Raw genomic sequence first — 24106 nt, 5'->3', positions numbered from 1 at the left:
TGCTGGGTGGCTGCTATGACTACGGTGCATACGTGGACCCAAGCCCGCAATGTCCTTTGTGTCAGGCTGGACAATATGGGCGATGTCCTGATGAGCACGCCGGCGATCCGGGCTTTGAAAACGTCGGTGCCCGGCCGCCGCATAACGCTGCTCGCGTCCGATTCGGGAGCGGCCTTGGCACCTTACCTGCCCGAAGTCGATGACACTCTGGTATACAACGCGGCTTGGGTCAAGAACGGCGGCGGCTATCCCGGAGACGGCCGTGCGATGGTTGCGGAGCTGCACGAGCGTGGCTTCGATGCGGCTGTAATATTTACCGTGTACAGCCAAAGCGCATTGCCCGCGGCGCTGATGTGCCATTTCGCCGGCATCCCGCTGGCGCTCGCACACTCGCGCGAAAACCCTTACCACCTTCTTAGCCATTGGGTCAAAGAGATAGAGCCCGCGCAACTGATAAGGCACGAAGTGCAGCGTCAACTGGACCTGGTCGCCACAGTCGGCGCCGCCTGTAGCGACGTCGGGCTTTCTTTGGCTACGCGGGGCAGCGACCGCCGTTCCCTGCAGGCGATTCTGCGCGATCTGCAGGTGGCGCCGGATGGTCAATGGATAGTGGTGCACTGTGGCGCCAGCGCGGCGTCCCGGTGCTATAGCCCCGAACGCTATGCCAGGGTCATTTCACAACTGGCCGACAGCGGCTGCCAGGTCTTGCTGACAGGCAGCGCCCAGGAAAAGCCGCTGATCGAAAGCGTCATCCGGCAATGTACTGCAAGAAAGCATGTATTCGACTTGACGGGCAAGCTTGGCTTGGGCGAGTTCGCCTGCCTGATTGAAGATGCCCGTTTGCTGATTTCGAACAATACTGGACCGGTCCATATTGCCGCCGCTGTCCAGACCGCGGTGGTCGACCTTTATGCATTGACCAATCTGCAGCATACGCCCTGGAATGTGCCGCACCGTTTGCTTTATCACGATGTTCCATGCAAGAACTGCTACAGCAGTGTTTGCACTCAGGGAACGAATGCCTGCCTCGAGGGCGTGGATCCGCAAGCGGTAGTCGATGCGGCATTGGAAATGCTGAGCCCAAATGAAAACGGCCCGGCGTGTCTCGACAGCTTCAATAGGCAAGAGAGCGTCCGCGCCAGGCCAGCCATTCAACTTGGAAAGCCATGACTGATTCTATGAACGTGAACATATCGGTGATTGTGCCGACTTATAGACGTCCGGACTTGCTGGCACGTTGCCTGACAGCGCTGTTGCATCAGTCCGCGCCCGCTCAGACCTACGAAATCGTAGTCTGCGACGACGGCCCTAGTGCGCAGGTGAAAGACCTGGTGCTGGAGTTCTCGGCTTCGGGGCACAAGCCGCCATTGATTCGATACATTGCCGTAACCGCCACCCAGGGCCCTGCGGGAGCGCGCAATGCGGGCTGGCGCGCCGCCAGGGCGCCGATCATAGCATTCACCGACGACGACACGATTCCAGATGCGGGTTGGCTGGAAGCAGGGCTGCAAGCAATGGAAGAAGGCGCCGCGGCGGCCGTGGGGCGCATCGTCATGCCGCTGCCCGAGAACCCCAGCGATTACGAGAATGATGCGGCGCGCTTGCAGCAGGCCGAGTTTGTTACGGCCAATTGTTTTGTGCGGCGCGAGGCCCTGGCCATGGTCGGAGGGTTCGACGAAGGCTTTACCTTGGCGTGGCGCGAGGACTCCGACCTGCATTTTTCCTTGTTGAAAAACGGATGCCGGATAATCTCCGCGCCGCAAGCCATTGTGACGCATCCCTTGCGTCCCGCCCATTTTGCAGCCGGCCTGGCAATGCAAAAAAAAGTCATGTTCGATGTGCTGCTGTATCGCAAGCATCCGGAACTGTATAGGCAGCGCATCCGTAAGGCGCCGCCCTGGCTCTATCTGTCCATCACGGCCTGCTTGCTTGGCGCCGTGGTCTTCTTCCTGGCCGGAAGGACGGAGCTGGCTGAAGCGGCCGCTTATCTCTGGCTGGTGTTGAGCCTGTATTTCTTCTTGTATAGATTGAGTCGCAGCTCGCTGGATATGCGCAATATCAGCGAGCTGCTCGTCACCTCCATACTGATACCGCCTTTGTCCATCTTCTGGCGCCTGGTCGGCGCCGCGCGTTTCGGAAGGGCCTTGCCATGAGCGCGGCCAGCTTATGGCTGCCCGCCACGCGCAAGGTCGCAATATTTCGCGCGTTGAACCTCGGCGACCTGCTGTGCAGCATTCCCGCCTTGCGCGCCGTGCGCCGGGCTTTGCCGGCCGCCTCAATTGCATTGGTCGGGCTGGATGGCATGCGGCCGCTTATGCGGCGCTTCCGCCATTATGTGGATGAGTTCGTGGACTTTCCGGGGGACCCTGCTTTTCCCGAGCAAGCGGCATGCGTTGCAAGGCTGCCGGAGTTTTATCGCTACATGCGGGCGCAGGGGTTTGATCTGGCTTTGCAAATGCATGGTAGCGGCATTCAGTCCAATGCCATAGTTGGCAAATTCGGCGCCAGGCAATGGGCTGGCTTTGTCCCCCTGCAATCGCAGCAGACGCCGCAATTGATGACCTGGCCCGACCGCCAACCGGAAATCAGGCGATATCTTGCTTTATTGGAGTATCTGGGTTTGCCGGAGCAGGACGCCAGCCTGGAATTTCCGCTGGACGATGCGGATCGCGAGGCAGCCGCCGAAGTTGCGCGCCAGGCGGGCATCGAGGCGGCGCGGACTGTTTTCATTCATCCGGGCGCACGTCTGGCCTCGCGACGGTGGCCGCTGCAGCGTTTCGCCGAGGCCGGCCGGCGATTGGCACAAGACGGTTGGCGAGTCGTGGTGACAGGTTGCGAAGCGGAACGTCCTCTCACCAGGAACCTGGCAGCCGCCATCGGCCATGGCACGGTGGACTTGGGCGGTGCTACAGGACTGGGCGCTTTGGCAAGCCTCATGAAGCAGGCAAGGCTGCTGATCTGCAACGACACCGGCGTGTCGCATATCGCGGCCGCGGTAGGCTGCCGCAGCGTCGTCATCGCTTCGGGCAGCGATACAGCGCGCTGGGCGCCGCTGGATGCGGGCTTGCATACGGTGTTGCACGCCGATATGTCTTGCCGGCCGTGCGCCTACGATGTTTGTCCTGTGGGCCATGCATGCGCGCTGGCGGTGAGCTCACAGGAGGTGGTGGACGCCGCCCTGGCGCAACTGGGTAAGGAGATCGTTCATGAAGCGCGCTGAGGAGGGGATCGAAACACCGGCGCACCCGAGCGTCTCCGGCCGCCGCTTGCGTGTACTGACTTGGCATGTACATGGGAATTACCTGTATTCCCTGACACAGGCGCCGCATGATTTTGTTATACCGGTCTTACCGGGAAACCCGAATGGGTATAGCGCGTTGGGCACCAAGATTCCCTGGGGCTCCAATGTGCGCGAGGTGCCGGCACACGAGTTGCGCAATGAACAGCTGGATTGCGTGATCTACCAGTCGCGCAGCGCTTTCGAACGCGATCGTTTCGATTTATTGACTCCGCGGCAGCAAGCGCTGCCCTGCGCATATATCGAGCACAATCCGCCGGAGCCGCATCCTACTGATAGTGTGCATTTCTTCAAGCACGACAATGGTGTCCTCGTCCATGTCACCCCCTACAACGCATTGATGTGGAACGCGCCGGACGTGTGCGTGCGCGTTGTCGAGCACGGCGTCGTCGCCCATCCCGATGTCCTTTATACCGGCGAATTGGCGCGCGGCATCGCCGCGGTCAACCATTTGCACAGGCGCGGACGGCGCGTGGGCGCCGATATCTATGAATGGGCCGCGCAACAGGTGCCGCTGGACTTGATCGGCATGCAGTCCGAGACCATGGACGGGCTCGGAGAGATATCCAATATGGAAGTGCCGGCGTATATGGCCAGATACCGTTTTTTCTTCACGCCCATACGCTATGCAAGCCTGGGCCTGTCGTTGATTGAAGCAATGATGGCCGGCATGCCCGTGGTCGGAGTGGCGGCTACGGAATTGCCCAATGTAATCACCAATGGAGTCGAGGGCTACGTCGACAGCAGGCGCGAAAAGCTGCTTGATTGCATGCGGCAACTGCTTCATGAACCTGAGTTGGCCAGATCCTGGGGCATCGCCGCCAGACGGACTGCACTGGAACGATTTTCCATCGATCGCTATATCTGCGATTGGAACGAGATTCTTCTTTTACTGGCTGGAGCACGACATGAATGACAACTTCGGTACCAGCGGGACGGTCCTGGTGGCCGGAGGTGCCGGCTTCCTGGGTTCGCATCTATGCAAGAGGCTGGTACACGAAGGCCGGCGGGTAATATGCCTGGATAATCTGCTTACTGGCCGTCGCGAGAATGTGCAGGCGTTGTTGGACAACCCCTTGTTCTCGTTTGTGCTGCACGATGTCATAGAGCCCATACCTCTCGATATTTCAGCTACCCATATTTATAATCTGGCGTGCCCCGCGTCGCCACGGCACTACCAGGCCGACCCTGTCCATACGCTGCTGACCTGCGTGTACGGATCCCGCAATTTATTGGAGCTGGCGCGCAAATGCGGCGCGCGGATACTGCAAGCGTCCACAAGTGAAGTATACGGAAATCCTCATGTGCACCCTCAGCCCGAATCGTACCGCGGCAGCGTCAATACAGTGGGTCTGCGGTCTTGTTATGACGAGGGGAAGCGCTGCGCCGAGACCTTGTTTTCGGACTATGGTGCGCGCTGGCACCTGCCTGTAAAAATCGCCCGGATTTTCAACACTTATGGTCCGGGAATGGCGCCCGACGACGGGCGGCTGGTGTCCAACTTCATACTCCAGGCTTTGAACGGCAGCCCGCTTACGGTCTATGGCGACGGCAGCCAGACGCGCTCGCTGTGCTATGTGGACGATCTGATAGAAGGGCTGGTGCGCTTGATGAACACTCCGCCTCTTTTTCACGGCCCGGTAAACCTGGGCGGCCCACAGGAAAACACAGTATTGGAAATCGCCCGGCTGATATGCAAGCTGGTGGAAGTTGAAGAGTCGTTCCAGTTCTTTCCACTGCCATCCGACGACCCGGAGCAGCGTTGCCCTGATATTGCGCTGGCTCGCCGCTGTCTGAAATGGCAGCCAGCCACGGGGCTGGAGGCAGGCTTGCGTAAAACCATAGACTATTTTGCGCACGATGCTGCGTACGAGCCGCAGGAGGCGCAAGGCGATGTGTCTGGAACGCTGGGTCACGATAGCGGTATTAACCTATAACCGCCGTGAGCAAGTGCTTCGTACCCTGGCGGCTTTGTCGGCGGTTGCCGGCGACCGCAGCATTGTCGTCGTAGACAACGGGTCGGGCGATGGAACGCCGGCCGCCATTGCCAAAGCTTTTCCGTCCATAAGGCTTATAAGCCTGCGGCACAATATCGGCGCCGCTGCGCGCAATGCCGCTGTCGCCCAAATAACCACCCCGTATGTTGCATTCTGCGACGACGATACGCAATGGGAGCCGTGGGCGCTGGAGCAGGCAGTTCAGATACTGGAGGCTGCGCCGCAAGTAGCGGTGCTTAGCGCCCGCGTAGTCGTAGGTACGGAGGGCCGGCTTGATCCAACCTGTGTGGATATGGAAAACAGCCCCTTGCCGCGCGAAGGGCTACCCGGGCCTCAATTGCTGGGGTTCATGGCGGGGGCGTGTGTCATGCGGGTGCGGGCCTTCAACGAGGCCGGCGGCTATTGGGCACCGTTTTTCATTGGCGGCGAAGAGGAGCTAATGGCGTTGGATCTAGTGCAAAAAGGATGGTGCATTGTTTACGCGCAACAAGTCGTCAGCCGCCACTTTCCTTCGTCGTTGCGCGATTCCGGCTTGCGCAAAAGGCTGCTGGCGCGTAACGCCATTTGGGTGGCATGGATGCGCCGCCCATGGACGCGGGCTTGGCGCGAAACGGCGCTGCAACTGCGCAAAGCACACCGGCAGCGCGACTTCTGGCCCGTGGCCCTGCGAGCCGTGGCCGGGCTTCCGCGCGCTCTGGCAAATCGCAAGCTTATATCGCAGCGGGTCGAAACGATGAGAATGCAGTTGGATAGTTACCGGCCGCCGCCTTAGCCTGTCCCGGCTAGTACTCGCTGAAACAAAGCTACGGGCCGACGGGAGTACCGCAAGCGCATGCATCAGTCTTTGCGCAAGTCTATCCCCGGATCAAGTGGAGATGCGTCGGTCTGCTTGCCTTTTTCTTTGGCTGGCGACTTCAGGCCGAGTTCGGGGAGCCAGTCTTTCTCTTTGTCTGACTTGCGCTCGCCGCCGTCGCCCTTGGGCTTGCCCGCCGGCGACAAATTGGTTCTGCCTGGTTCGATCTTGGCTTGGGTCATGATTCTCGCTCCAAATACTGAAATACAGCATGGCTTCCAGCAAACGTCGTGCCGTAACCGCGGCCCGGGTCGATGCTCGGGCATACCAGTTGCTAGTCGTCGATATACCGCGTTTAGAGGTCAAGTCATGGACGTCCAGTGGAGCGAGCTTTTTGTTTTTGGCGTATCGCCATGGGAGTTGGTGATCCGCGGCAGCCTGGTATATTGGTTCATCTTCATTTTGCTGCGGCTTGCCGGGCGGCGCGACTTTGGTACCGTAGGTTCGGCCGATGTGCTGCTTGTCGTCCTGATTGCCGACGCGGCGCAAAACGCCATGTCCGCGCAATATGAGAGCGTCGCCGAGGGCATGGTGCTGGTGGGCACTTTGATCCTCTGGAGCGTCGCCGTGGACCGAGTCGGCTATTTCTGGCCGGCGTTCGAACGCTTGCTCGACCCGGGACGCGTCTGCCTGGTCAAGGACGGGGTCATGCAGCGCAGAGGGATGCGCCGCGAGTACGTGACCCCGGACGAGTTGATGAGCGAGCTGCGCCAACAAGGCATTGACGACCTGGGCCAAGTGCGCAGGGCCTATATGGAGTCCCAAGGTGAAATCAGCGTTCTCAAGTTCAAGAAAGGCTGAACAGCCTCAGGAGCGTCGCTTGTGCTCGTTGTCCGGGTCGTTTTCCGCGGGCGGGCGGTCGATGCCGGGTGTCTGCTGCGGGTCCACGCCGGGCAGTATGTCGGGTATGCTGTCAGGAGGCCTGGCAGGTCGCCTAGTGGTTTGAGAAGGCGGCTTATGCCGCGAAGGATTCTTGTCCTTCCCGGGCGAATGTTCGTTGGTCATGGTCGTGGCCTATCCTGTACGCGTACTGGAATTGACCACTCGTAGCTTGGGCGAGGGCACCGGCGCTGTATCACTCTCGGGAGAGCAGACCAACCCATGGTATTTGCGTCCCAGTTCCACCGTCGCATGGAAAAGACCCGCCTTGCTGCCGCAGTCGTAGCGTGTCCCTTCAAACTCGAAGCCAAAGACGGCGCGCGCTTTCAGCAGGGCCGCTATGGCATCGGTAAGCTGAATCTCGCCGCCTTTGCCGGCTTGCGTCTGCCTCAGGAATTCAAAAATCTCCGGCTCCAGAATGTACCGCCCTACAACGGCGTGTGTCGAGGGCGCGTCGGCCGGGTCGGGTTTCTCCACGATAGAAGCCAGGCAAGTCGTTTTGCCGTCGACCGTAACCCCATCAATAATGCCGTATTGGTTGGTGTTGGCCCGCGGGATGTTCTGGACCGCGACTATGCTTGCGTTGTGGCGATGAGCGGCTTCGATCAATTGCTGAGTAACCGGAATGTCGGCGTCGATCAGGTCATCGGCCAATATGACGACAAAGGGTTCGTTGCCTACTATGGGTGCTGCGCACAGTACCGCATGGCCCAGTCCCAGAGGAGCCGTTTGTCGGGTGTAGATACAATTGACATTGGCGGGAAGTACATTTCTGACCGCATCCAGCAGGCTGGACTTATGTTTGGATTCGAGTTCGGCTTCGAGTTCGGGTTTTCGGTCGAAGTGGTCTTCGATGGCGTGCTTGGTGCGGCCGGTCACGAAAATCAGTTCAGTGACGCCGGCGGCAATGGCCTCTTCCACGGCGTACTGGATAAGCGGCTTGTCCACGACGGGAAGCATTTCTTTGGGCATGGCCTTGGTAGCCGGTAGAAAACGGGTTCCTAGCCCGGCAACTGGGAATACAGCTTTACGTATCGGTTTCATCGCTGGAGCGCCTTTCTGAAGGGATCATGCCTTTTCCAAGCAAGCGCCGTTCCTGAACCGTTTGCCGGTGAAGTCAGGCTTTTCGCGCCTTGGGCTTGAAGTCCAGCAGGCGCATCGCCGCGGTCAGCGTGCGAGCTGAATTGTTGTAGTCCTGCCATGGTTCGTTGCCTATGCCGAGCCGTTCATGGACATTGTTTATATGCCAGTGTGCCGAGCTTTCCAATGTTTCGATCTCGTTCCAGGCTACGGGCACGGACACGCCCATTCCCGGTCTGACCCGCAGCGACCACGCAGCCACAGTCGTCGCGCCGAAGCCATTGCGCAAGTAATCAATGAAAATTTTCCCTACCCGATTGCGCGGGCCGCTCAGGACAGCGAAACGCGCCGGCAGCGCTTTGCCTATATGCAGCACGACCGCATGCGAAAAATCCTTGACGGTGTCCCAATCGTGTCTTCGTTTCAGGGGCACGACGATGTGCAGGCCTTTGCCGCCGCTGGTTTTTGCAAATGGTATCAGCCCAAGCTCCTCCAGGAAGGCGCGAATGGCCAGCGCCGCCTCCTGCACGGCCGTCCACTCCACGTTCTTGCCCGGATCCAGGTCGAAGATCATTCGGTCCGGCTTGGCGATTGTGGTCTTAATGGCGTTCCAGGTATGAAACTCGATGACGTTCATCTGGGCGGCGCTTAGCAGACCTTGCGCAGAGGGGATCTCCATTAGAGGCGCATGGCCCGGATCCAGCGCGGGCGAAAGTTGTCGCACGCCTGTCATCTTGGCGGTTTCCAGATGCTTCTGGAAAAAGGTCTGCCCGCTGACGCCCTCGGGAGCGCGGACCAGCGATACCGGCCGGCTTTTCAAGTGTTCGAGCATCAGCGGTGCGACCGCGGCATAGTGGCGGACCACTTCCATTTTGGTGGTCCCGGACGTTTCGTCCACTACGCGCTCCGCATGCGTGACCTTGAAGTTGGCGGGCAGCGTACCGGCTTGGTCTGATCCGACATCGGCCTGCATGGGACTCTCCTTGGTGATGGCTTTGGCGGGCTTGTCATCGCGCAAGCCATGAAAAACCGGATGGCGGACATGGCCGCTTTGCGTCCATTGGCTGAAAGAGACTTCCGCCAGCATAACGGGCTTTACCCAATGCGCTTTCTTGTCGATGCTGGTCGAGGCCGAGAACGGAGTCGTCTCCGAATGCAGCTTGTGCAGCTTTTGTTTGATCTGGGCAAGGGTCTTGGTATTGAAGCCGCTGCCGACATTCCCGGCGTAGCGTAGCTTGCCCGCGTCGTCATGTATTCCCAGCAACAAGGAGCCTATTCCGGTCCGCGATCCTTGCGGGTCGGTATAGCCGCCTATTACAAACTCCTGGCGCATACCGCACTTAAGCTTGATCCAGTCCGGCGAACGGCGAGACACGTAACGAGAGGTCTTTCTCTTGCCGATCACGCCTTCAAGCCCCAGTTTGCAAGCCGCGGCAACGATATCGTGTCCCGGCACGTCGAACGTGTCGCTAAAGCGTACGGCACCATCACTAGCGTCCGCAAGCAGACTACGCAGCTTCTCGCGCCGCGTGGTCAGCGGCAGGGCGCGCAAATCCATGCCGTCGCAAAAGGGGAGGTCGAACAGGTAGTAAACAATATCCCGGGTCTTGGAATTGTCGAATGCATTTTGCAAGGCTTGAAAGTCGGGCCGGCCGTGCTGGTCCATCATGACGATCTCGCCGTCATACCAGCCCTCGGGCAGGCGCAGGGCCTTCAGTCGCCGCGCCAGGGCGGCAAGCTTGCCCGTCCAGTCGTTGCCGTTGCGGGTATATAGTTGTATCCGGTCCTTTTCCACCCGTGTCAATAGACGGTAGCCATCGAACTTTATTTCATAAAGCCATGTTTCCGGATCGCGGGGAGGGGTGTCCACCAGCGTGGCCAACTGCGGCTTGAGCGCGGCGGGCGACATCGCCGGGGCGCTGTCGCCCTGGCCTGCAACGCTGCCGGGCATTTCGTCGACGACGCTGAACTCGCTGGCCGGGCGCGAGAACTCATCTTTTTCCTTGATCAACAGCCATGGGTCTTGCTTCGATTCCTTGCCGTGCATGCGAACCAGCACCCAGCTTCCGTGCAGCTTGTGGCCCCGCAATTCGAACTTCAGCTTGCCGGCCCGATATCCTTTGCGAGCATCGCCTTCCGGAATCCAAGTCCCTTTATCCCAGATAATGACTTTTCCCGCGCCGTACTGCTTGGCGGGAATCTCGCCTTCGAAGCTGTTGTACGAAATAGGGTGGTCTTCGACATGCACCGCCATGCGCTTGTCGGCGCTGTCGAAACTGGGTCCTTTCGGTATTGCCCAGCTTTTCATCGTACCGCCCAATTCCAGACGAAAGTCGTAATGCAGGCGGCGTGCCCAGTGCTTTTGGACGACGAAGGAACGGGCTTCCGTGTTGGGCAGGCCGCCCTGGGCCGGCTCGCTGGTTTTGGAGAAGTCGCGCTTGGATTTGTAGGTTTGCAGGGGATCGTTTTTCTTAGCCATTCTTGCGCCGCTTTACGGCCGTGGCCTGCCGTGGTTTTGCGCTGGTCGCAGGCTTTTTCTTTGGTGCCGTGCTCGAATCGCTGTTGACGGAGCGTGTGCGTGATGCCCTCTTTGCAGAGCCTTGAGCGGGCTTCTTCAGGCTGCGTTGCAACATTTCGGTCAAGTCATAGATCTTGGCGCCGCCACTTTCCGCTTCCTCCTCTTCGGGCTGGGTGACGGACTGCGTCTTGCCGGCCTCCGCCTTGTCCTTGACCAACTGGAGGATTTGTTCTCTGAATGAGTCAGTGAACTTTTCAGGCGCCCACTTCGCGCTCATGTCGTCGATCAATTGCTCGCCCATTGTCAATTCTTTCTGGGTCAGCCCTGTCGACTTGGTGCCTTCAGCGGGCAAATTCAGTTCGTCCCAGCCGCGGATCTCTTCGTCCCATCGGATCAGATTCAAAATAAGCGCAGGCCCGCACGCCATCAAAATGGCAAGATGCTGCTTGGTTTGTATGACGACCTTGGCGATCCCGGCTTTTTTTGTCTTATGCAGGACTTCGCGCAGCAGGGCATAGACTTTGGCGCCCTTGTTGATGGGCGAAATATAATAGGGGCGCTCCAGATATATGAAAGGAATGTCGCTTAATTCGACGAACGCCTCGATCTCGACAGTTTGCGTCGTTTTGGGAAAAGCGGCCTCGATTTCCTCGGGCGATAAAATGACATATTGTCCGTCTTCGTATTCAATTCCCTTGACTATGTTTTCCTTGTCGATCTCTTTGCCTGTTGCCTTGTTGATGCGCTTATAGCCTACGGGGTCCATGCTTCGCTTGTCCAGCCAGTCGAAGTCTATTGAGCGGTTGTCGGTCGCCGAGTGCAAGGCTATCGGTATATGAACCAGACCGAACGAAATTGCGCCTTTCCATAAAGCGCGTTTACTGGAGCTTGCCATGGACGTTTTCCATTGATTTGCGCGTAGTCTTTCGCCTTTGGCCTTTTTGAACAGGCCCTCAACCTCCCAGCAAAAGGCGTTCCCAAGTAATATTAGGGTTTAGGTAGCATTCGCAGACTGGACGCATGAGTGAAATTCCGCATTTTCTTCCCTGGCAGCAACAAGTTGCCAGCTCCTGGCTGACGCAGCGCGAGCGGTTTGCGCACGCCTGGCTGATCCACGGCATGGCAGGCATCGGCAAGCGCCAGTTTGCGCTTGCCGCCGCAGCCAGCCTGCTGTGCGAGTCGCCCCAAGAGGGGCTGGCTTGCGGACATTGTGCGGCATGCCTATGGGTGGCCGGCGGCAATCATCCCGATTTACGCCGTATCCGGCCCGAGGCGATTGCCCTGGAAGAGGGCGCGGATACCGCCGAAGAGCCCACCGAGCAGTCCGGGGCCGCCAAGAAGGCGCCTTCACGGGATATTCGCGTAGAACAGTTGCGCGTGTTGTCGCCCTGGTTCAACACCGCAACGCACCGTGGCGGCTGGCGGGTGGCCGTGCTTTATCCTGCCGAAGCTCTTAATTCGATCTCCGCCAACGCCTTGCTTAAAGTGCTGGAAGAGCCGCCCGAACACACCGTGTTTCTGCTGGTGGTGGATGCGCCCGACCGGATTCTGCCTACCCTGGTTTCCCGTTGCCGGCGCCTGCCTTTGGCGGTTCCTTCCCCCGCCGATAGTGCCGAATGGCTAAGCAGCCAGGGGCTGGACGACTCAACGCAGTGGTTGGCTGCGGCGGGCGGCGCGCCGTTGCGCGCCCTGGAAATGTCGCGCGCGGGCGGGGGCGCCTGTCCCGAGTGGCTGGCACAACTGGTCCGATCGTCGGCCCAAGGTGCCATGCCGGATGTCGGAGCATTGGCCGAAAGCCTGGAAAAAGAAGCGCCCAAAGTATGGATAGATGCGTTGCAGCGCTTGTTCTTGGACTTGTCTCTCGCAGCAGCCCAGGCCTCCGTGCGCTACTTCCCGGAACTGGCGGGGCAGATCAAGGCCATTGCGCAAAAGGTGCCGCCCGCCACACTGGCCGATACCGGCAAGTGGCTGGTCCAGCAGCGCGCTGTCGCGGATCATCCTTTGAATACTAAACTGTTCACCTATAGCGCTTTATCGCGTGCCGCTCTGGCCTGTCAGCCGCAGCGATGATCCAGGCAGGGTAAGTGGCGCCATGCATTTACTTGTTCAAGCCCATTCACGTAAGATTTTAATTTAGAGTTTTGCCATGTATGTAGATTCTCATTGCCATCTGGATTTTCCGGAACTTGCCCAGAACCTGCCAGAAATTCTTCGGCGGATGGAGCAGAACCTGGTCAGCCATGCGCTAGTTGTAAGCGTCAATATGCCGCAGTGGCCCGGTTTGATGGAGCTTGTCGCGCCGCACCCGCATTTGTATGCGTCGGTAGGCGTACATCCGGATTACGAAGACACGCCCGAGCCCAGTGCCGATGAATTGGCCGGCATGGCCGAGTCGCCCAAGGTGGTCGCCATCGGCGAAACCGGCCTGGACTATTTCCGTCTTTCCGAGCCGCTGGAGTGGCAGCGCGAACGCTTCCGCACTCATATCCGCGCCAGCCGCAAAAGCGGGCTGCCGCTGATCATCCACACCCGTTCGGCCAGCGAAGATACCTTGCGCATTATGCGCGAGGAGGGCGCCGATGAGTTTGGCGGGGTAATGCATTGCTTTACCGAGTCATGGGAAGTAGCTCAGGCGGCCATGGCGATGAATTTTTATATATCGCTTTCGGGGATCGTTACCTTCAAGAAGGCGACCGACTTGCAGGATTTGGCCGTCAAGCTGCCCTTGGACCGTCTGCTGATCGAGACCGATTCGCCCTATCTGGCGCCGGTGCCGTACCGGGGCAAGGTAAACGATCCATCAAAAGTGATTCATGTGGCCGAGAAAATTGCCGAGTTGCGAAACATGCCAGTCGCAGATGTGGCACAACAATCAACTGAAAATTTCTTCAGATTATTCAATAAGATACGTAGATAAATCAAACCTATTTATTTAAAGTTATTTATCAGGTCTATTTTTACTTATATTTCAGCTAGTTGTGATGGAAATTTAAAGTAAATTAGTTGATAATTTACTTTAAGTTTCATTGATAAATATGTGCCTTGTATCGAAATTTATTGATTTCGAATCATTATTAAAAATTCGATGGGCTGATGCCATATTGGTATGCAATCCTCTTCAAAAGACAATTCTATGAAAGAACGACTACGCGTTTGCATGGCGGTTAATCACAACACGGCACGTTGCGTGTTCGGCGGCTTGCTGCTGTGCTTTGCGACGGCCGTGGCGGCTGTTTCGCCCAGTTGGTGGGTCGATATCGCCAACGACCGCGTCGAAGCCATCAAGACTGAATTGGCACAGGGCGAGTCGCCCAACGAAATCAGCCCTAAAGGCCAACCAGCCCTTATGCAGGCCATTCGCGACGGGGCCTGGAAAGTGTACGACTTGCTGGCCGCTCATCGGCGCGTTGACGTCAATGCCGAGAACCGCATGCACGAAACGCCGCTCATGTATCTGGCGGTGGTGGGCGATGTCAAGCGCGCCCAGGCCCTCATCAAGCGCGGGGCCAAGGTCAACCATCTGGGCTGGAGTCCATTGCATTACGCCGCCTCTAAAGGCCACGCTGACATGGTCAAGCTGCTGGTTGTCAACAAAGCTATTGTGAATGCGCCTTCGCCGGAAGGCACGACGCCGCTGATGATGGCGGCCTTCGCGGGTAGCGACGAAAGCGTGCGTATATTGCTCAGTGCCGGTGCCGATGTCACTACGCGCAACCTCAAGCAGCAAAATGCAGCCGATTGGGCCCGCATGCGCAATCAGGCGGGGCTGGCCAAAAGGCTGGATCAGCTAAACGCTAAAGTGCTGGCCGAGCGCGCCGCCGCGCATGCGCGCAACCGGGCGGCGGGAGCGGCCGAAGAGGAAAACGGCTCGGCCGCCGTGGGTGGTTTGGGGGCGGCTGCGGTCGCCGGGGGCGCGGCCGCGGCCGGCGTGTCGACACCCGCAGCGACGCAGGCGCCAGGGGCTTACGGCTTGCAGATGCCCGAGGGCCTTACTCCTGACGCCGGATATCGCAGCGGCAATAGCAGGGCGCCAGCTGCTTCCTCAGGCAACGAGGTAAAGGCTGTCGACATCAGCCCGCCAGCCATTCCGCCGTCTTTCGACACAGGCAAGCCGGCCAAGCCAAGCGCTACCGAGGGCAACGCCACATCGCGATATTTCGACTTGAACCGCTTCGATAAAGACCCGGCATACTGAAGCTGCGCGAGCATTGCGGTAAATAGCCGGTGCAGCTATGGCACTGGCCTACATTATTGTTTTGCAGGCCCGGTTTCGCTCAAGGCCAGCGATGCCGTCGTGTTGATGTGGTCGCAGATCAAGCCTACGGCCAAGTCAGGCTTGCGGGCCAGGCAAGCGTCAAGGATGGCGGCATGTTCGGCCGCGACATCCCGCGCCTGCCGCGAGCTTACCGATATATGGCGGTAGCGTGTGGTTTGATCGCGTAGCGTATCGGCAAATTGCAAAAGCCAGGCAGAGGAGCAGGCCGAGATCAGTTGCCTGTGAAAGTTGTCGTGTGCGGCTTCCCAGTCCAGGTCCAATTCGTGTTTCATTGCGTCGGCGTGGATACGCAGTCTTGACATGCGGTGGTGGGCGGACAGCACGTGTTCCTCCCAGGCAATGTCGCCATGTTCGATCGAGTCGCGCAAAGCGGCGGGTTCGATCATCAGGCGTACACGCGTCAGGTCGAGCAGTTCTTCCCGAGAGATTTCCTTGACGAAAAAACCGCGCCGGTCCAGAGCGTAAACGAAGCCGCTGGTCGTGAGGCGCGATAGCGCTTCGCGCACAGGAATGGTGCCGGAGTCGTAAAGCCGGGCCAACTCCTGGACCTTCAGCCGCATGCCTGGCGCCAGCCGGCCGCGAATGATGTCCGTGCGTATTGTTTCAGCTAGCGCCGAAGCCATGGTCGAGCCATGTTCCACTGCCGGCGGCTCGTGGGGGATAGCTTGCGCGAACGTTATATCTGATTTCATGGATTCAATTCTAGCATTGCAAAATATATTATTTTTACAGCTCTAGGGTTAACTCGCTTGAAATGGTCAAATAAACGATCCAAACTCTATACAAAATATAGATCTATATTCTCTAACTTGAATCCAAGAAGTAGCTCTTTCGAAGCCTTCCCCATGCCCATCGTGGCACCCAAAGTCGTCAAGGAAATCCTCAAAACCATGAATGAGACAAGAAACCGAGAACAGCTCGCTGTATTACGGGCGGACGATGAACGTTATGGCGCGATGATCGCCAACAACCTGGCGGTGTTGGATCAGCTCTTGGACGGTGATCTCGTGTACACGCATTCGTCCGCCATAGTCGATACGAAAAGACAATATCTGGATTCTTTACGCGATGGCCGTGTCAAGTACGTTGCTGCGGACAGGCGTGACGCGGTTGTGGCCGTTTACGGAACTATCGCACTCATGCATGGGCAGACGGTCATGCAGGCGGTCATTGACGGTACAACGAAGCAGTTGAATAACTTATTCCAGGCTGTGTGGATACAGCGCGAAGGCAATTGGCGGCTTCTGGCCTGGGCCTCGACTGTCATTCCGGCCACGCGCTGACAGCAAACCGAAGAGCAAGCCTGGTTCACATTATGCGCATTGCATCTTATGCACGTGGCAAGAGCACAGGCCTGGCCTTATTATCCGGTACCGCCTGGTTGGATTTAAGCGCGGTGGCGTCCGATTTCAGTCGATATGCTGGTTACCGGAACGCCCGCAGGTGGTGGCTTGGGCAGATGCGGCCGTCGCAAGCCTTTCATCAATAATTAATAGTGCCCGCTGCGGTATTCCCGGGGTGTGCAGCCGTATGTTGCCTTGAAGCTGCGGCTAAAGTGGGAAAAATCATTAAAGCCGTACATCAGTGCAATATCGCTGATGCTGTGCTGCACAAACTCGGGTTGATCGTAGGCGGTTTTGCAGCGCTCCAGGCGCTGCAGCCAAAGATATCTGGAAGGCGGCAGGAGGCCGCAGTCTTTGAATACTTGCTGCAGCCTGCGTGTTGAAACCGACAGGGCCCGGGCCACGGCTTCGACAGTCAACTCGGGGTCGGTCAGTTCGTTTTCAATATAGCGCTGGGCCCGGTACAGCAGGCGATATCGGGCGATTTGCGCAGGTTGTTCCGCCTGGTCGGGAGCAACATCCGAGAGAGCCGAAACAATCAGTTCCAGAGCGCCGATTTTCAGCGCTTCAGCCACAGAGCTCTTGCTGTCGATAGGGTTCGGTCGGTGCAATTGCGTCGACAGGCCTTGCATGAACTGGCCGACCAGCCGTACGGTGCTGCGGGCGCCCGAGATCCGTTGAGTGCAGCGGTGCTCGGCATCGTCGAACACGTTAAGCAGTGCGTCGCGCTGCATATGCACTATCAGCTGTTGGGCGGGCGCAGGAAAAGTTACGCTGTACGGCCGCACGGAATCAAGCAGCGCCATATCCCCGGGAAACAGGCGGGCTTCCAGACCGTTTTGATGCAGCACGCAAAGCCCTTCTTGCTGGATGCAAAGCATGAAGTTGCTATGCGAGCTGCGCCGGATGAGCGCCGTATTCTTGCTTACTTGCACCGGGCTGCTACTGCTCTGGCAAAAATGCAGTCCTTTTAAGCCGGCGTCTGTAAGGCGGGCGTGAAATGGCGTGCCCGACATAGCCTGGCACTCAATGTCGGCAAAGGTATTGCAGACGGCATCGCGCCAATAGGCCAGACGCTTGGCGGCGGCAACCGAGTCGGTCGAGAATTCGATATTCATGGCGTACCCTCCGGGCGGCGCAAGCGGCCAACCCCGCGTATAGAGCATACCGCATTGCGGATGCAGTCAAGAACTATGTTCAAGGCGGCCGGAGAATGGGGAATAAACGATAAAAGCCTCGTTACAAACTACCCATCAAATCGGAGGATATATGAGTGCGAACGATATTAAAACCGCGGTAAAGGAGATTAGCTCGCTGTTTGTCGACGGCGTCTGGCGGCCAGGATCCGAGCAGCAGGCCAGTGAGGACCTTAACCCGCTTACCGGCGAAGTGTATGCCTTTGTCGCGCAGGCTTCTGCCCAGGATGTGAAGGATGCCATCGAGGCAGCCTATCGGGCGCGTGAGGGCTGGCGCAATAAGCTGGCTTCGGAAAAGGAGGCCATTTTGATCAAGGCGGCGGATGTGGTTGCCGCACGCACGGACGAGCTTCGGGACGTAATCATTGAAGAATCGGGCTCGGTGTTTGGCAAAGCCATGTTTGAAATCAGCTACTGCGTTGATTTGTTGCGCGTGGCGGCAGGCCTGGTGCGCCAGGTTACGGGTGAGACCTTGCCTATGACCATGCCTGGGCAATTGGGCATGACAGTACGCCAGCCGCTGGGCGTCATTGCCGGCATTGCGCCGTTCAACGCTCCATTTTTATTGGCGATGAAAAAGGTGGCGTTTGCACTGGCGGCAGGTAATACCTTCGTGCTCAAGCCCTCCGAATATACTTCCGTCATTGGCTTGAAAATTGCCTCTATCTTTGAAGAAGCTGGTTTGCCCGCGGGCGTGTTGAACGTGATTCCCGGTCCATCGGAAATGGTGGGCGAAATACTGATGTCCGATCCGCGCGTCAAAATGGTGACGTTTACCGGCTCGACCCGGGTTGGCCGCTTGCTGGCCGCGCAAGCCGGGAAAAACCTGAAGCGGCTGACGCTGGAAATGGGCGGCAAGAATCCGTTCATTATTTTGAATGATGCCGATCTTGATTACGCGGTCGACGCCGCAGCCTTTGGTATCTACTTTCATCAAGGCCAAGTGTGCATGGCCAGTTCCCGCATTATTGTCGAAGCGGGCCTGTTCGACAGTTTCTGCACCAAGTTCGCGGCCAAGGCCAAGTCGCTCAAGACCGGCGACCCGCATGACCCAAGCACTATTGTCGGACCGCTGATCCGCGAATCGCAATGTGCGGTGATCAATGAACATGTGCGGGATGCCGTGGCCAAGGGCGCAAAGCTATTGTGCGGCGGCAAGCACGAGGGCGCTTTGTACGCGCCGACTGTGCTGGCAGAGGTAACGCCCGAGATGAAAGTCTATGGAGAAGAGTCCTTCGGACCGATCACCTCGGTGATACGTGCTGCCGATTCTGAAGATGCACTGCGTATTGCCAACGACACCTCATACGGATTGTCTTCGGCGGTGATGACCAACGACTTGCAAAAAGCCTTTGATCTTGCCTTGCGCCTGGAAGCCGGCATGGTGCACATCAATAACTGCACGGTGGCCGACGAACCGCATGTGCCTTTCGGTGGCGTCAAGAGCAGCGGGGTCGGACGCGAAGGCGGGCATGCGTCGATGGACGAAATGACTGAACTGAAGTGGATTACCACCCAGCTTGGCAAGCGCGGGTTTCCGTTCTGAGTCTTATTGATTGTGGTTTCAAGGGCCAGGTTCTGCGCAACACAGAACCCGGCCCTTGGTTCGTCCGGCCTTGGCGGTTTGGTTGTGTCGCAAAATCATTTATCATGATTCGGGCACCGGACTATGCGGCCGGGCATATACGTTCGAGGAGCAATAGGCATTGATGAAAGCAGCAATTTACGGTCTTGGGGCCGTCGGAGGACTGGTGGCGGCGCGGCTGGCGGCGGCAGGGTGCGATGTCAGCGCAGTGGCCCACGGCCAGACGCTGGCCGCATTGCAGCAACACGGCTTGAGACTGAAGATCGCAGGCAACACGCAGGCCATTCCGCTGCGGGCCGAAGAAGACCCCGCCAGTCTTGGCGTACAGGATGTCGTGTTCATTGCAGTGAAATCGCCGGCGCTGCCTCAGGTGGTCGAGCGCATTGCTCCGCTGATAGGGCCGCATACTACTGTGGTGACCGCCATGAACGGCGTGCCGTGGTGGTACTTTGAAGGCGAAGGCGTGCCGTTTCAGGGGGCGCAGCTGCAGTCCCTGGACCCCGGGCGCAAGCTGGCAAGCGCCATTCCGGTCAGGCATATCCTGGGCTGCGTTGTGCATTTTTCCAGTGCCCGTCCAGAGGCCGGCGTTGTGGAAGTCCGCTCGGGCAACCGGCTTATCCTGGGCGAGCCCGACGGGCGCGACAGCGGTCGGCTGCGCGAACTGGTCGGCCTGCTGACCAAGGGCGGTTTCGAAGCCGAAGCCAGTTCCAATATCCGGGGCGATATCTGGTACAAGCTGTGGGGCAATATGACCATGAACCCGGTCTCCGCCATTACAGGGGCGGAAACCGCGCAAATAATAAGCGATCCGCTGCTCAACGAGTTTTGCCTGGCCGCCATGCGCGAAGCCGCGCAAATAGGGGAAAAAATCGGTTGTCCCATCGCGCAAAGCGCCGAAGAGCGCAGCCGGCTTACCTTGCAACTGGGCTCTTTCAAAACGTCCATGCTGCAAGACGCCGAAGCCGGCCGCCCGCTGGAAATCGACGGTCTGGTTACTGTCATGCACGAAATCGGCATACTGACCGGCGTTGCTACGCCCACCATCAACAGCCTGCTGGGCCTGGTACGCGTGTTCGGGCGGGCTCACGGCATTTATTGATCACGCATCCAGGCCGGGCCGCAGGCCGAAGCCGGGGGTTGGGTAGTTGAAGCTGGTTGCGGCCCAAAACGTCAGCGTTCTGGGCTTTTTTCAGCACGCCGGGCTATCCAATGCTTGCCGTTGTGTCGCCGGCGGCGCTTGCACTTCGGGCGCCGCTGCGGCCAGGATTTCGGCGCGATCGCCGCTTTGAGGCGGATAGATGCGCTGGCCGTTGATGGTGCGTTTGGTTTGCTTGGCGGCATCCCGCGTGGCGATAACCTGGCGGTCCCATCCCATGGTGTAAACAGCGCCCCACGGCCCCAGGTCCAGAACCGTGGTGTACCAGTCAATGTGCAGCGGCAGCATCTCCGTGCCCATGATGTCAGCTGCAACGTTATGGCCCGCATAGCGGCCCATGGGCCTGCCATGCTGGCAGGACATCACTGACGCGTGTGTTTCATCCAGCATGGACCAAGCCGCATCGCCGGCGGCGAAGACATTGTCCATCCCCTTGACGCGCATGAACTCGTCGACTGCGACACGGCCCATTCGGTCCTTTTCAACCGGCAACAGGCTGCTCAGGTCATTGGCCTTCATGCCTGCGCACCAAATGACCGTTGCTGCGGGGATCTCTTCGCCATCAGCCAGGGTAACGCCCGATGCGTCGACCTTTGTTATGGCAACACCTGTACGGGTTTCCACGCCCAGCGACTTCAACGCCTCGTCGATCACGGCCTGGGCTTGTGACCCCATGTCAGAGCCGATAGTTGGGCTGGAGTCTGCCAAGAGGACACGTATGGGTTCGGTTCCACCGGCCAGGGCCTTGATTTTTGCCAGGCGGGCCGGCAGTTCGCACGCTATCTCGATACCCGTCAGGCCGGCGCCCACCACCAGGGCGGTATACCTTTCATCGCCACGCGCGGCGGCGGGCAGCGATTCCAGATGCTGCTCCAGCCGCTTGGCGCCGTGATAGGTATCGACGTCGAACGAGTGATCGGCAAGTCCGGGAATCGGCGGGCGCCGCAGCTGACTGCCCAGGGCGTAAACCAGCTTGTCATAAGTCACGTCCTGCGTGCCCATGCCGGTGTCGACCTGAACGGTTTGTCGCGCAAGGTCCAGGCCCACGACTTTGCCTTTGACACGCGCGACATTGATGGGGTCCAGAACCCGGGCTAGGGGAATAACCGATACTTCCAGATCGTCTTCGTAATTGCGAACCCTGATGCTATGGAAGTCGTTCTGGTCGATCAGGGTAATTTTTACCTCGTTCGCTGAAACGTTCAGTTCGTCCAGTTTTCTGGCTGCGCCGGCGGCGCTCCAAAGCCCGGCGAAGCCTCCGCCGATAACGACAATACTCTTCATTTTGACCACTCCTTTAAACGTAGTGATGGCATGCGGCGTATAAATCGCCGCATGCGGCTGCAATCGATCGCATGCAAATTTGCGTGCTACATACCGATATGGTCCTGGACCGGCCGCGGATTGGCGCTCAGCTCCTGCGAAGAGCCGTTCCACACGACCACGCCTTTTTCCAGGATGTAGTGGGTGTCGGCGACGCGCATCAGCGCGCCCAGGTTTTTATCAATGACCAGCAAGGCAAGTCCGCGGCTTTTCAAGAGCGCTATGCAACGCCATATGTCTTTGCGAACAATAGGTGCCAGCCCTTCGGTCGCTTCGTCAAGAATCAATAGTTCCGGGTTGGTCATCAGTGCGCGGCCGATAGCCAGCATTTGCTGTTCTCCGCCCGAAAGATTGCAGCCCAGATGGCGTTCACGTTCTTGCAGTCGCGGAAACATGGCATATACATCGTCGAGCTTCCACGTGGGTCCGCTATGCGCTGCTTGTTTGGCGGTGGCTATCAGATTTTCGCGCACAGACAGATTGGGGAACACGCGCCGGCCTTCGGGAACCAGCCCTATGCCTGCATGCGCGATCTGATGCGGGCGCATACGGCACAGATCGGCGCCGCGCAACGTAATACTGCCTTTCTTCAGCGGCTGCAAGCCCATAATGGTTTTAACGGTGGTGGACTTGCCCATGCCGTTGCGCCCTAGCAAGGCGGCGCACTGTCCAGCCTGGATCTCCAGGTTGACACCGAACAGAACCTTGCTGTCGCCGTACGAGGTCTCAATGCCGTGCAACTGCAGCAGGGCCCCCGAGCCTGGCGGCGGGATGGCTTCAGAATTCATCATCGTCGTCTCCGAGGTATGCGCTTTTGACTTCCTGGTTTGTCTGTATGGCTTGCGGGGTGTCGCAAGCAATGGCGGTGCCGTAAAGCAGCACGGTGATGCGGTCGGCCAGGGCAAAGACGGCATCCATGTCATGTTCGACCAGGACAATACTGTATTGGCCCTTGAGCCTGTGCAGCAGGTCGACCAGCCGTGCCGACTCTTGTTGGCTCATGCCCGCCATGGGCTCGTCCAGCAAAAGTACACGGGGTTGCATGGCCAGCGTCATGGCAATTTCCAGTTGCCGCATTTCGCCGTAACCCAGGGCACCGGCCCGCCGCTGGGCTGCATGGGACAGCTGCACCTGGCACAATGCCTCGTGCGCCGGCTCCGAAAGCCTTTTATCGCGGCTGGCCGTCGACCAGAACCGGAAGCTGGAACCCTGGCGCGCTTGTACCGCCAGCATGACGTTTTCCAGAACTGAAAAATCCTTGAAGACGGATGTGATCTGGTAAGAACGTCCGATACCGTTCAACGCCCGTTCGTCCACGGACGATCCGGTGATATCGATGCCATCCAGAAATATCCGGCCTTGATCGGGCATGACTTCCCCGGCCAGTTGATGGATGAAAGTGGTCTTGCCTGCGCCGTTGGGGCCGATGACGCCATGCAGTTCGCCGGCGCGCAAAGTCATGTTCAGGTCGTTGGTTGCGGCCAGCGCGCCGTAGCGCTTTACCAGGTTCTGTACCTGCATGATCTCAGTCATGGTCGCCGCCTTTCGCAGTGAATATTCCGTAAATGCCGCGCCGCATGAAAATGACCACCAGCACGATGAACACTCCAAAGAACCCCAGCCAATGCGTCGTTATCAGTTCGGTTGCGCTGCCGGGCAGTTCTATGGGCATGGTCGACAGGAATTCTTCAAGACCGACGAAGGCCGCAGCACCCACCAGGGGGCCCAGCAATGTGCCCAGGCCGCCCAGCACACACATCAGTATCAGGTCGCCCGAAAGCGTCCAGCTCATGTATGAAGGCGAGGCGAACAGCGCCAGGTTGGCAAGCAAGGCGCCCGCAAGAACGACTATTTGTGCCGAGATGACGTAGGCCAGCAGTTGATAGCGCCTTGAGCAAAACCCCAGGGCATACATGCGGCGAGTATTCTGCTTGCAGCCGCGAATCACCGTGCCAAAGCGTGAACGGATCAGGCGATGCGACAGGAAGGCGACAAGCGCCAGTATGGCCAGGACCAATACATAGAACTGGTAGGGGTCGCCGATGTCGATGCCGGGAATATGGCTGCGCGCGGCGATCTGCAAACCGTCGTCGCCGCCATACTGTTTCAGGCTGATGGCCAGAAAGTAAAACATCTGCGCGAAGGCCAGCGTGATCATGATGAATGCCATCCCGCTGACCTTCAGGCATATATAGCCGACGCCGTAGGCGATGACGGTGCCGGCTGCGAAAGCCACGACCAGTTGAAGCAGCGCCGAATGAACGCCATATTGCGACAGTATGCCTACCGCGTACGCGCCTACGCCCAGGTAAAGCGCATGGCCGAAGCTGACCATGCCGCCATAGCCCAGGATTATGTTCAGCCCTATGGCGGCCAAACCCAGGATCATCATGCGGGATACCAGGTCAAGATAATATGTATGCCCCAGCATGTGCGAAACAAACGGCACAAGGCAAAGCAGCAGGAAGATGCCGATAGCCGGCAAGGCTTGTCCAGTACGCCGCTTGGAGGGCAGCGCCGCGGGCGGTACTTGGCTGGAGCCTGTCGCCAAATGGGGAATGGCATCCATGGCCATGGTTTGTGGAGTCGAGGTGGAGGGCAT

24 protein-coding genes are annotated in these 24106 nt (G+C 58.6%); 13 read left to right on the top strand and 11 right to left on the bottom strand.

Annotated features, from left to right (window positions below):
* Positions 1–15: 15 nt before the first annotated feature.
* From DFR37_RS00530 to DFR37_RS00505, 6 genes are read left to right on the top strand one after another with little or no spacing between them, the layout of a single operon-like run.
* Positions 16–1170: a glycosyltransferase family 9 protein gene (locus DFR37_RS00530; RefSeq protein ID WP_113931297.1), complete on the top strand. Its 1155-nt coding sequence runs from the start codon at positions 16–18 to the stop codon at positions 1168–1170.
* Positions 1167–2153: a glycosyltransferase family 2 protein gene (locus DFR37_RS00525; protein WP_113931296.1), complete on the top strand. Its 987-nt coding sequence runs from the start codon at positions 1167–1169 to the stop codon at positions 2151–2153. The genes DFR37_RS00530 and DFR37_RS00525 overlap by 4 nt, the downstream gene beginning before the upstream one ends.
* Positions 2150–3220: a glycosyltransferase family 9 protein gene (locus tag DFR37_RS00520; protein ID WP_113931295.1), complete on the top strand. Its 1071-nt coding sequence runs from the start codon at positions 2150–2152 to the stop codon at positions 3218–3220. The genes DFR37_RS00525 and DFR37_RS00520 overlap by 4 nt, the downstream gene beginning before the upstream one ends.
* On the top strand, positions 3207–4214 hold the full coding sequence (locus tag DFR37_RS00515) for a glycosyltransferase (protein ID WP_113931294.1): 1008 nt from the start codon (positions 3207–3209) through the stop codon (positions 4212–4214). The genes DFR37_RS00520 and DFR37_RS00515 overlap by 14 nt, the downstream gene beginning before the upstream one ends.
* Positions 4207–5235 (top strand): UDP-glucuronic acid decarboxylase family protein, encoded by a 1029-nt coding sequence (locus DFR37_RS00510; protein WP_113931293.1) that lies wholly within the window; start codon positions 4207–4209, stop codon positions 5233–5235. Before DFR37_RS00515 ends, DFR37_RS00510 begins: the two co-directional genes overlap by 8 nt.
* A complete protein-coding gene (locus DFR37_RS00505; RefSeq protein WP_113931292.1) occupies positions 5192–6067 on the top strand; it encodes a glycosyltransferase family 2 protein in 876 nt (291 codons plus the stop codon). The genes DFR37_RS00510 and DFR37_RS00505 overlap by 44 nt, the downstream gene beginning before the upstream one ends.
* A 65-nt stretch (positions 6068–6132) precedes the next feature.
* Here DFR37_RS00505 and DFR37_RS00500 read toward each other — a convergent pair whose 3' ends face one another.
* Positions 6133–6330: a hypothetical protein gene (locus tag DFR37_RS00500; RefSeq protein WP_113931291.1), complete on the bottom strand. Its 198-nt coding sequence runs from the start codon at positions 6328–6330 to the stop codon at positions 6133–6135.
* A 127-nt stretch (positions 6331–6457) separates the two neighbouring features.
* On the opposite strand from DFR37_RS00500, the gene DFR37_RS00495 reads away from it, so the two are divergent.
* On the top strand, positions 6458–6949 hold the full coding sequence (locus DFR37_RS00495) for a DUF421 domain-containing protein (RefSeq protein WP_113931290.1): 492 nt from the start codon (positions 6458–6460) through the stop codon (positions 6947–6949).
* Positions 6950–6955: 6 nt separating this feature from the next.
* Here the strand turns inward: DFR37_RS00495 and DFR37_RS00490 are convergent, their stop codons facing one another.
* The 4 genes from DFR37_RS00490 to ku all read right to left on the bottom strand — a co-directional run bounded on the left by DFR37_RS00490 (position 6956) and on the right by ku (position 11520).
* Positions 6956–7153: a hypothetical protein gene (locus DFR37_RS00490; RefSeq protein WP_113931289.1), complete on the bottom strand. Its 198-nt coding sequence runs from the start codon at positions 7151–7153 to the stop codon at positions 6956–6958.
* Positions 7154–7162: 9 nt separating this feature from the next.
* A complete protein-coding gene (gene galU, locus DFR37_RS00485; protein WP_113931288.1) occupies positions 7163–8071 on the bottom strand; it encodes a UTP--glucose-1-phosphate uridylyltransferase GalU in 909 nt (302 codons plus the stop codon).
* A 73-nt stretch (positions 8072–8144) separates the two neighbouring features.
* Positions 8145–10586 (bottom strand): DNA ligase D, encoded by a 2442-nt coding sequence (gene ligD / locus DFR37_RS00480; protein WP_113931287.1) that lies wholly within the window; start codon positions 10584–10586, stop codon positions 8145–8147.
* Positions 10579–11520 carry a non-homologous end joining protein Ku gene (gene ku / locus DFR37_RS00475; RefSeq protein ID WP_113931286.1) on the bottom strand — a complete coding sequence of 314 codons (942 nt, stop codon included), beginning with the start codon at positions 11518–11520 and terminating at the stop codon, positions 10579–10581. Before ku ends, ligD begins: the two co-directional genes overlap by 8 nt.
* Before the next feature lie 125 nt (positions 11521–11645).
* Here ku and holB point away from each other — a divergent pair, with 125 nt between their 5' ends.
* From holB to DFR37_RS00460, 3 genes are all read left to right on the top strand, one after another.
* On the top strand, positions 11646–12695 hold the full coding sequence (holB, locus tag DFR37_RS00470; protein WP_113931285.1) for a DNA polymerase III subunit delta': 1050 nt from the start codon (positions 11646–11648) through the stop codon (positions 12693–12695).
* Between the two features lie 76 nt (positions 12696–12771).
* Positions 12772–13542 carry a TatD family hydrolase gene (locus DFR37_RS00465; protein ID WP_113931284.1) on the top strand — a complete coding sequence of 257 codons (771 nt, stop codon included), beginning with the start codon at positions 12772–12774 and terminating at the stop codon, positions 13540–13542.
* Positions 13543–13758: 216 nt separating this feature from the next.
* Positions 13759–14820, top strand: coding sequence for an ankyrin repeat domain-containing protein (locus tag DFR37_RS00460; RefSeq protein ID WP_242341684.1), 1062 nt, complete (start codon positions 13759–13761; stop codon positions 14818–14820).
* Positions 14821–14873: 53 nt separating this feature from the next.
* On the opposite strand, the gene DFR37_RS00455 is transcribed toward DFR37_RS00460, so the two are convergent.
* A complete protein-coding gene (locus DFR37_RS00455) occupies positions 14874–15593 on the bottom strand; it encodes a GntR family transcriptional regulator (protein ID WP_211317191.1) in 720 nt (239 codons plus the stop codon).
* A 198-nt stretch (positions 15594–15791) separates the two neighbouring features.
* Here DFR37_RS00455 and DFR37_RS00450 point away from each other — a divergent pair, with 198 nt between their 5' ends.
* A complete protein-coding gene (locus tag DFR37_RS00450) occupies positions 15792–16184 on the top strand; it encodes a nuclear transport factor 2 family protein (RefSeq protein WP_113931840.1) in 393 nt (130 codons plus the stop codon).
* 206 nt (positions 16185–16390) lie between these two features.
* On the opposite strand, the gene DFR37_RS00445 is transcribed toward DFR37_RS00450, so the two are convergent.
* Positions 16391–17362, bottom strand: coding sequence for an AraC-like ligand-binding domain-containing protein (locus DFR37_RS00445; protein ID WP_170139794.1), 972 nt, complete (start codon positions 17360–17362; stop codon positions 16391–16393).
* A gap of 151 nt (positions 17363–17513) precedes the next feature.
* Between DFR37_RS00445 and DFR37_RS00440 the strand changes: the two genes are divergently transcribed.
* A complete protein-coding gene (locus DFR37_RS00440; protein ID WP_113931281.1) occupies positions 17514–18986 on the top strand; it encodes an aldehyde dehydrogenase family protein in 1473 nt (490 codons plus the stop codon).
* A 163-nt stretch (positions 18987–19149) separates the two neighbouring features.
* The gene (locus tag DFR37_RS00435) at positions 19150–20124 is read left to right on the top strand and encodes a 2-dehydropantoate 2-reductase (RefSeq protein WP_113931280.1); all 975 of its coding nucleotides are present in this window, start codon (positions 19150–19152) and stop codon (positions 20122–20124) included.
* Positions 20125–20214: 90 nt separating this feature from the next.
* On the opposite strand, the gene DFR37_RS00430 is transcribed toward DFR37_RS00435, so the two are convergent.
* The 4 genes from DFR37_RS00430 to DFR37_RS00415 all read right to left on the bottom strand — a co-directional run bounded on the left by DFR37_RS00430 (position 20215) and on the right by DFR37_RS00415 (position 24106).
* Complete coding sequence (locus tag DFR37_RS00430; protein WP_113931279.1) at positions 20215–21465, bottom strand: NAD(P)/FAD-dependent oxidoreductase; 1251 nt, start codon at positions 21463–21465, stop codon at positions 20215–20217.
* Positions 21466–21551: 86 nt separating this feature from the next.
* The gene (locus tag DFR37_RS00425) at positions 21552–22292 is read right to left on the bottom strand and encodes an ABC transporter ATP-binding protein (protein ID WP_170139812.1); all 741 of its coding nucleotides are present in this window, start codon (positions 22290–22292) and stop codon (positions 21552–21554) included.
* Positions 22282–23037, bottom strand: a complete 756-nt coding sequence (locus DFR37_RS00420) for an ABC transporter ATP-binding protein (protein ID WP_113931277.1) — start codon at positions 23035–23037, stop codon at positions 22282–22284. Before DFR37_RS00420 ends, DFR37_RS00425 begins: the two co-directional genes overlap by 11 nt.
* Entirely contained in the window at positions 23030–24106 is a 1077-nt protein-coding gene (locus DFR37_RS00415) for a branched-chain amino acid ABC transporter permease (RefSeq protein ID WP_242341685.1), read from the bottom strand. The genes DFR37_RS00420 and DFR37_RS00415 overlap by 8 nt, the downstream gene beginning before the upstream one ends.

The organism is Eoetvoesiella caeni, assembly GCF_003315175.1.
GTDB lineage: Bacteria > Pseudomonadota > Gammaproteobacteria > Burkholderiales > Burkholderiaceae_B > Eoetvoesia > Eoetvoesia caeni.
The sequence above is the reverse complement of the archived record's forward strand: the minus strand, read 5'-3'. Positions and strand labels throughout refer to the sequence as shown.

Excerpts from the sequence above, each read along its gene's own strand:
- DFR37_RS00425 (WP_170139812.1), bottom strand. The coding sequence starts at position 22,292 with ATGAATTCTGAAGCCATCCCGCCGCCAGGCTCGGGGGCCCTGCTGCAG.
- DFR37_RS00500 (WP_113931291.1), bottom strand. The coding sequence starts at position 6,330 with ATGACCCAAGCCAAGATCGAACCAGGCAGAACCAATTTGTCGCCGGCG.
- DFR37_RS00495 (WP_113931290.1), top strand. The coding sequence starts at position 6,458 with ATGGACGTCCAGTGGAGCGAGCTTTTTGTTTTTGGCGTATCGCCATGG.
- DFR37_RS00520 (WP_113931295.1), top strand. The coding sequence starts at position 2,150 with ATGAGCGCGGCCAGCTTATGGCTGCCCGCCACGCGCAAGGTCGCAATA.
- holB (WP_113931285.1), top strand. The coding sequence starts at position 11,646 with ATGAGTGAAATTCCGCATTTTCTTCCCTGGCAGCAACAAGTTGCCAGC.
- ku (WP_113931286.1), bottom strand. The coding sequence starts at position 11,520 with ATGGCAAGCTCCAGTAAACGCGCTTTATGGAAAGGCGCAATTTCGTTC.
- DFR37_RS00450 (WP_113931840.1), top strand. The coding sequence starts at position 15,792 with ATGAATGAGACAAGAAACCGAGAACAGCTCGCTGTATTACGGGCGGAC.
- galU (WP_113931288.1), bottom strand. The coding sequence starts at position 8,071 with ATGAAACCGATACGTAAAGCTGTATTCCCAGTTGCCGGGCTAGGAACC.
- DFR37_RS00440 (WP_113931281.1), top strand. The coding sequence starts at position 17,514 with ATGAGTGCGAACGATATTAAAACCGCGGTAAAGGAGATTAGCTCGCTG.
- DFR37_RS00415 (WP_242341685.1), bottom strand. The coding sequence starts at position 24,106 with ATGCCCTCCACCTCGACTCCACAAACCATGGCCATGGATGCCATTCCC.
- DFR37_RS00460 (WP_242341684.1), top strand. The coding sequence starts at position 13,759 with ATGAAAGAACGACTACGCGTTTGCATGGCGGTTAATCACAACACGGCA.
- DFR37_RS00455 (WP_211317191.1), bottom strand. The coding sequence starts at position 15,593 with ATGAAATCAGATATAACGTTCGCGCAAGCTATCCCCCACGAGCCGCCG.
- DFR37_RS00510 (WP_113931293.1), top strand. The coding sequence starts at position 4,207 with ATGAATGACAACTTCGGTACCAGCGGGACGGTCCTGGTGGCCGGAGGT.
- DFR37_RS00465 (WP_113931284.1), top strand. The coding sequence starts at position 12,772 with ATGTATGTAGATTCTCATTGCCATCTGGATTTTCCGGAACTTGCCCAG.
- DFR37_RS00525 (WP_113931296.1), top strand. The coding sequence starts at position 1,167 with ATGACTGATTCTATGAACGTGAACATATCGGTGATTGTGCCGACTTAT.
- DFR37_RS00490 (WP_113931289.1), bottom strand. The coding sequence starts at position 7,153 with ATGACCAACGAACATTCGCCCGGGAAGGACAAGAATCCTTCGCGGCAT.
- ligD (WP_113931287.1), bottom strand. The coding sequence starts at position 10,586 with ATGGCTAAGAAAAACGATCCCCTGCAAACCTACAAATCCAAGCGCGAC.
- DFR37_RS00430 (WP_113931279.1), bottom strand. The coding sequence starts at position 21,465 with ATGAAGAGTATTGTCGTTATCGGCGGAGGCTTCGCCGGGCTTTGGAGC.
- DFR37_RS00445 (WP_170139794.1), bottom strand. The coding sequence starts at position 17,362 with ATGAATATCGAATTCTCGACCGACTCGGTTGCCGCCGCCAAGCGTCTG.
- DFR37_RS00420 (WP_113931277.1), bottom strand. The coding sequence starts at position 23,037 with ATGACTGAGATCATGCAGGTACAGAACCTGGTAAAGCGCTACGGCGCG.
- DFR37_RS00515 (WP_113931294.1), top strand. The coding sequence starts at position 3,207 with ATGAAGCGCGCTGAGGAGGGGATCGAAACACCGGCGCACCCGAGCGTC.
- DFR37_RS00530 (WP_113931297.1), top strand. The coding sequence starts at position 16 with ATGACTACGGTGCATACGTGGACCCAAGCCCGCAATGTCCTTTGTGTC.
- DFR37_RS00505 (WP_113931292.1), top strand. The coding sequence starts at position 5,192 with ATGTGTCTGGAACGCTGGGTCACGATAGCGGTATTAACCTATAACCGC.
- DFR37_RS00435 (WP_113931280.1), top strand. The coding sequence starts at position 19,150 with ATGAAAGCAGCAATTTACGGTCTTGGGGCCGTCGGAGGACTGGTGGCG.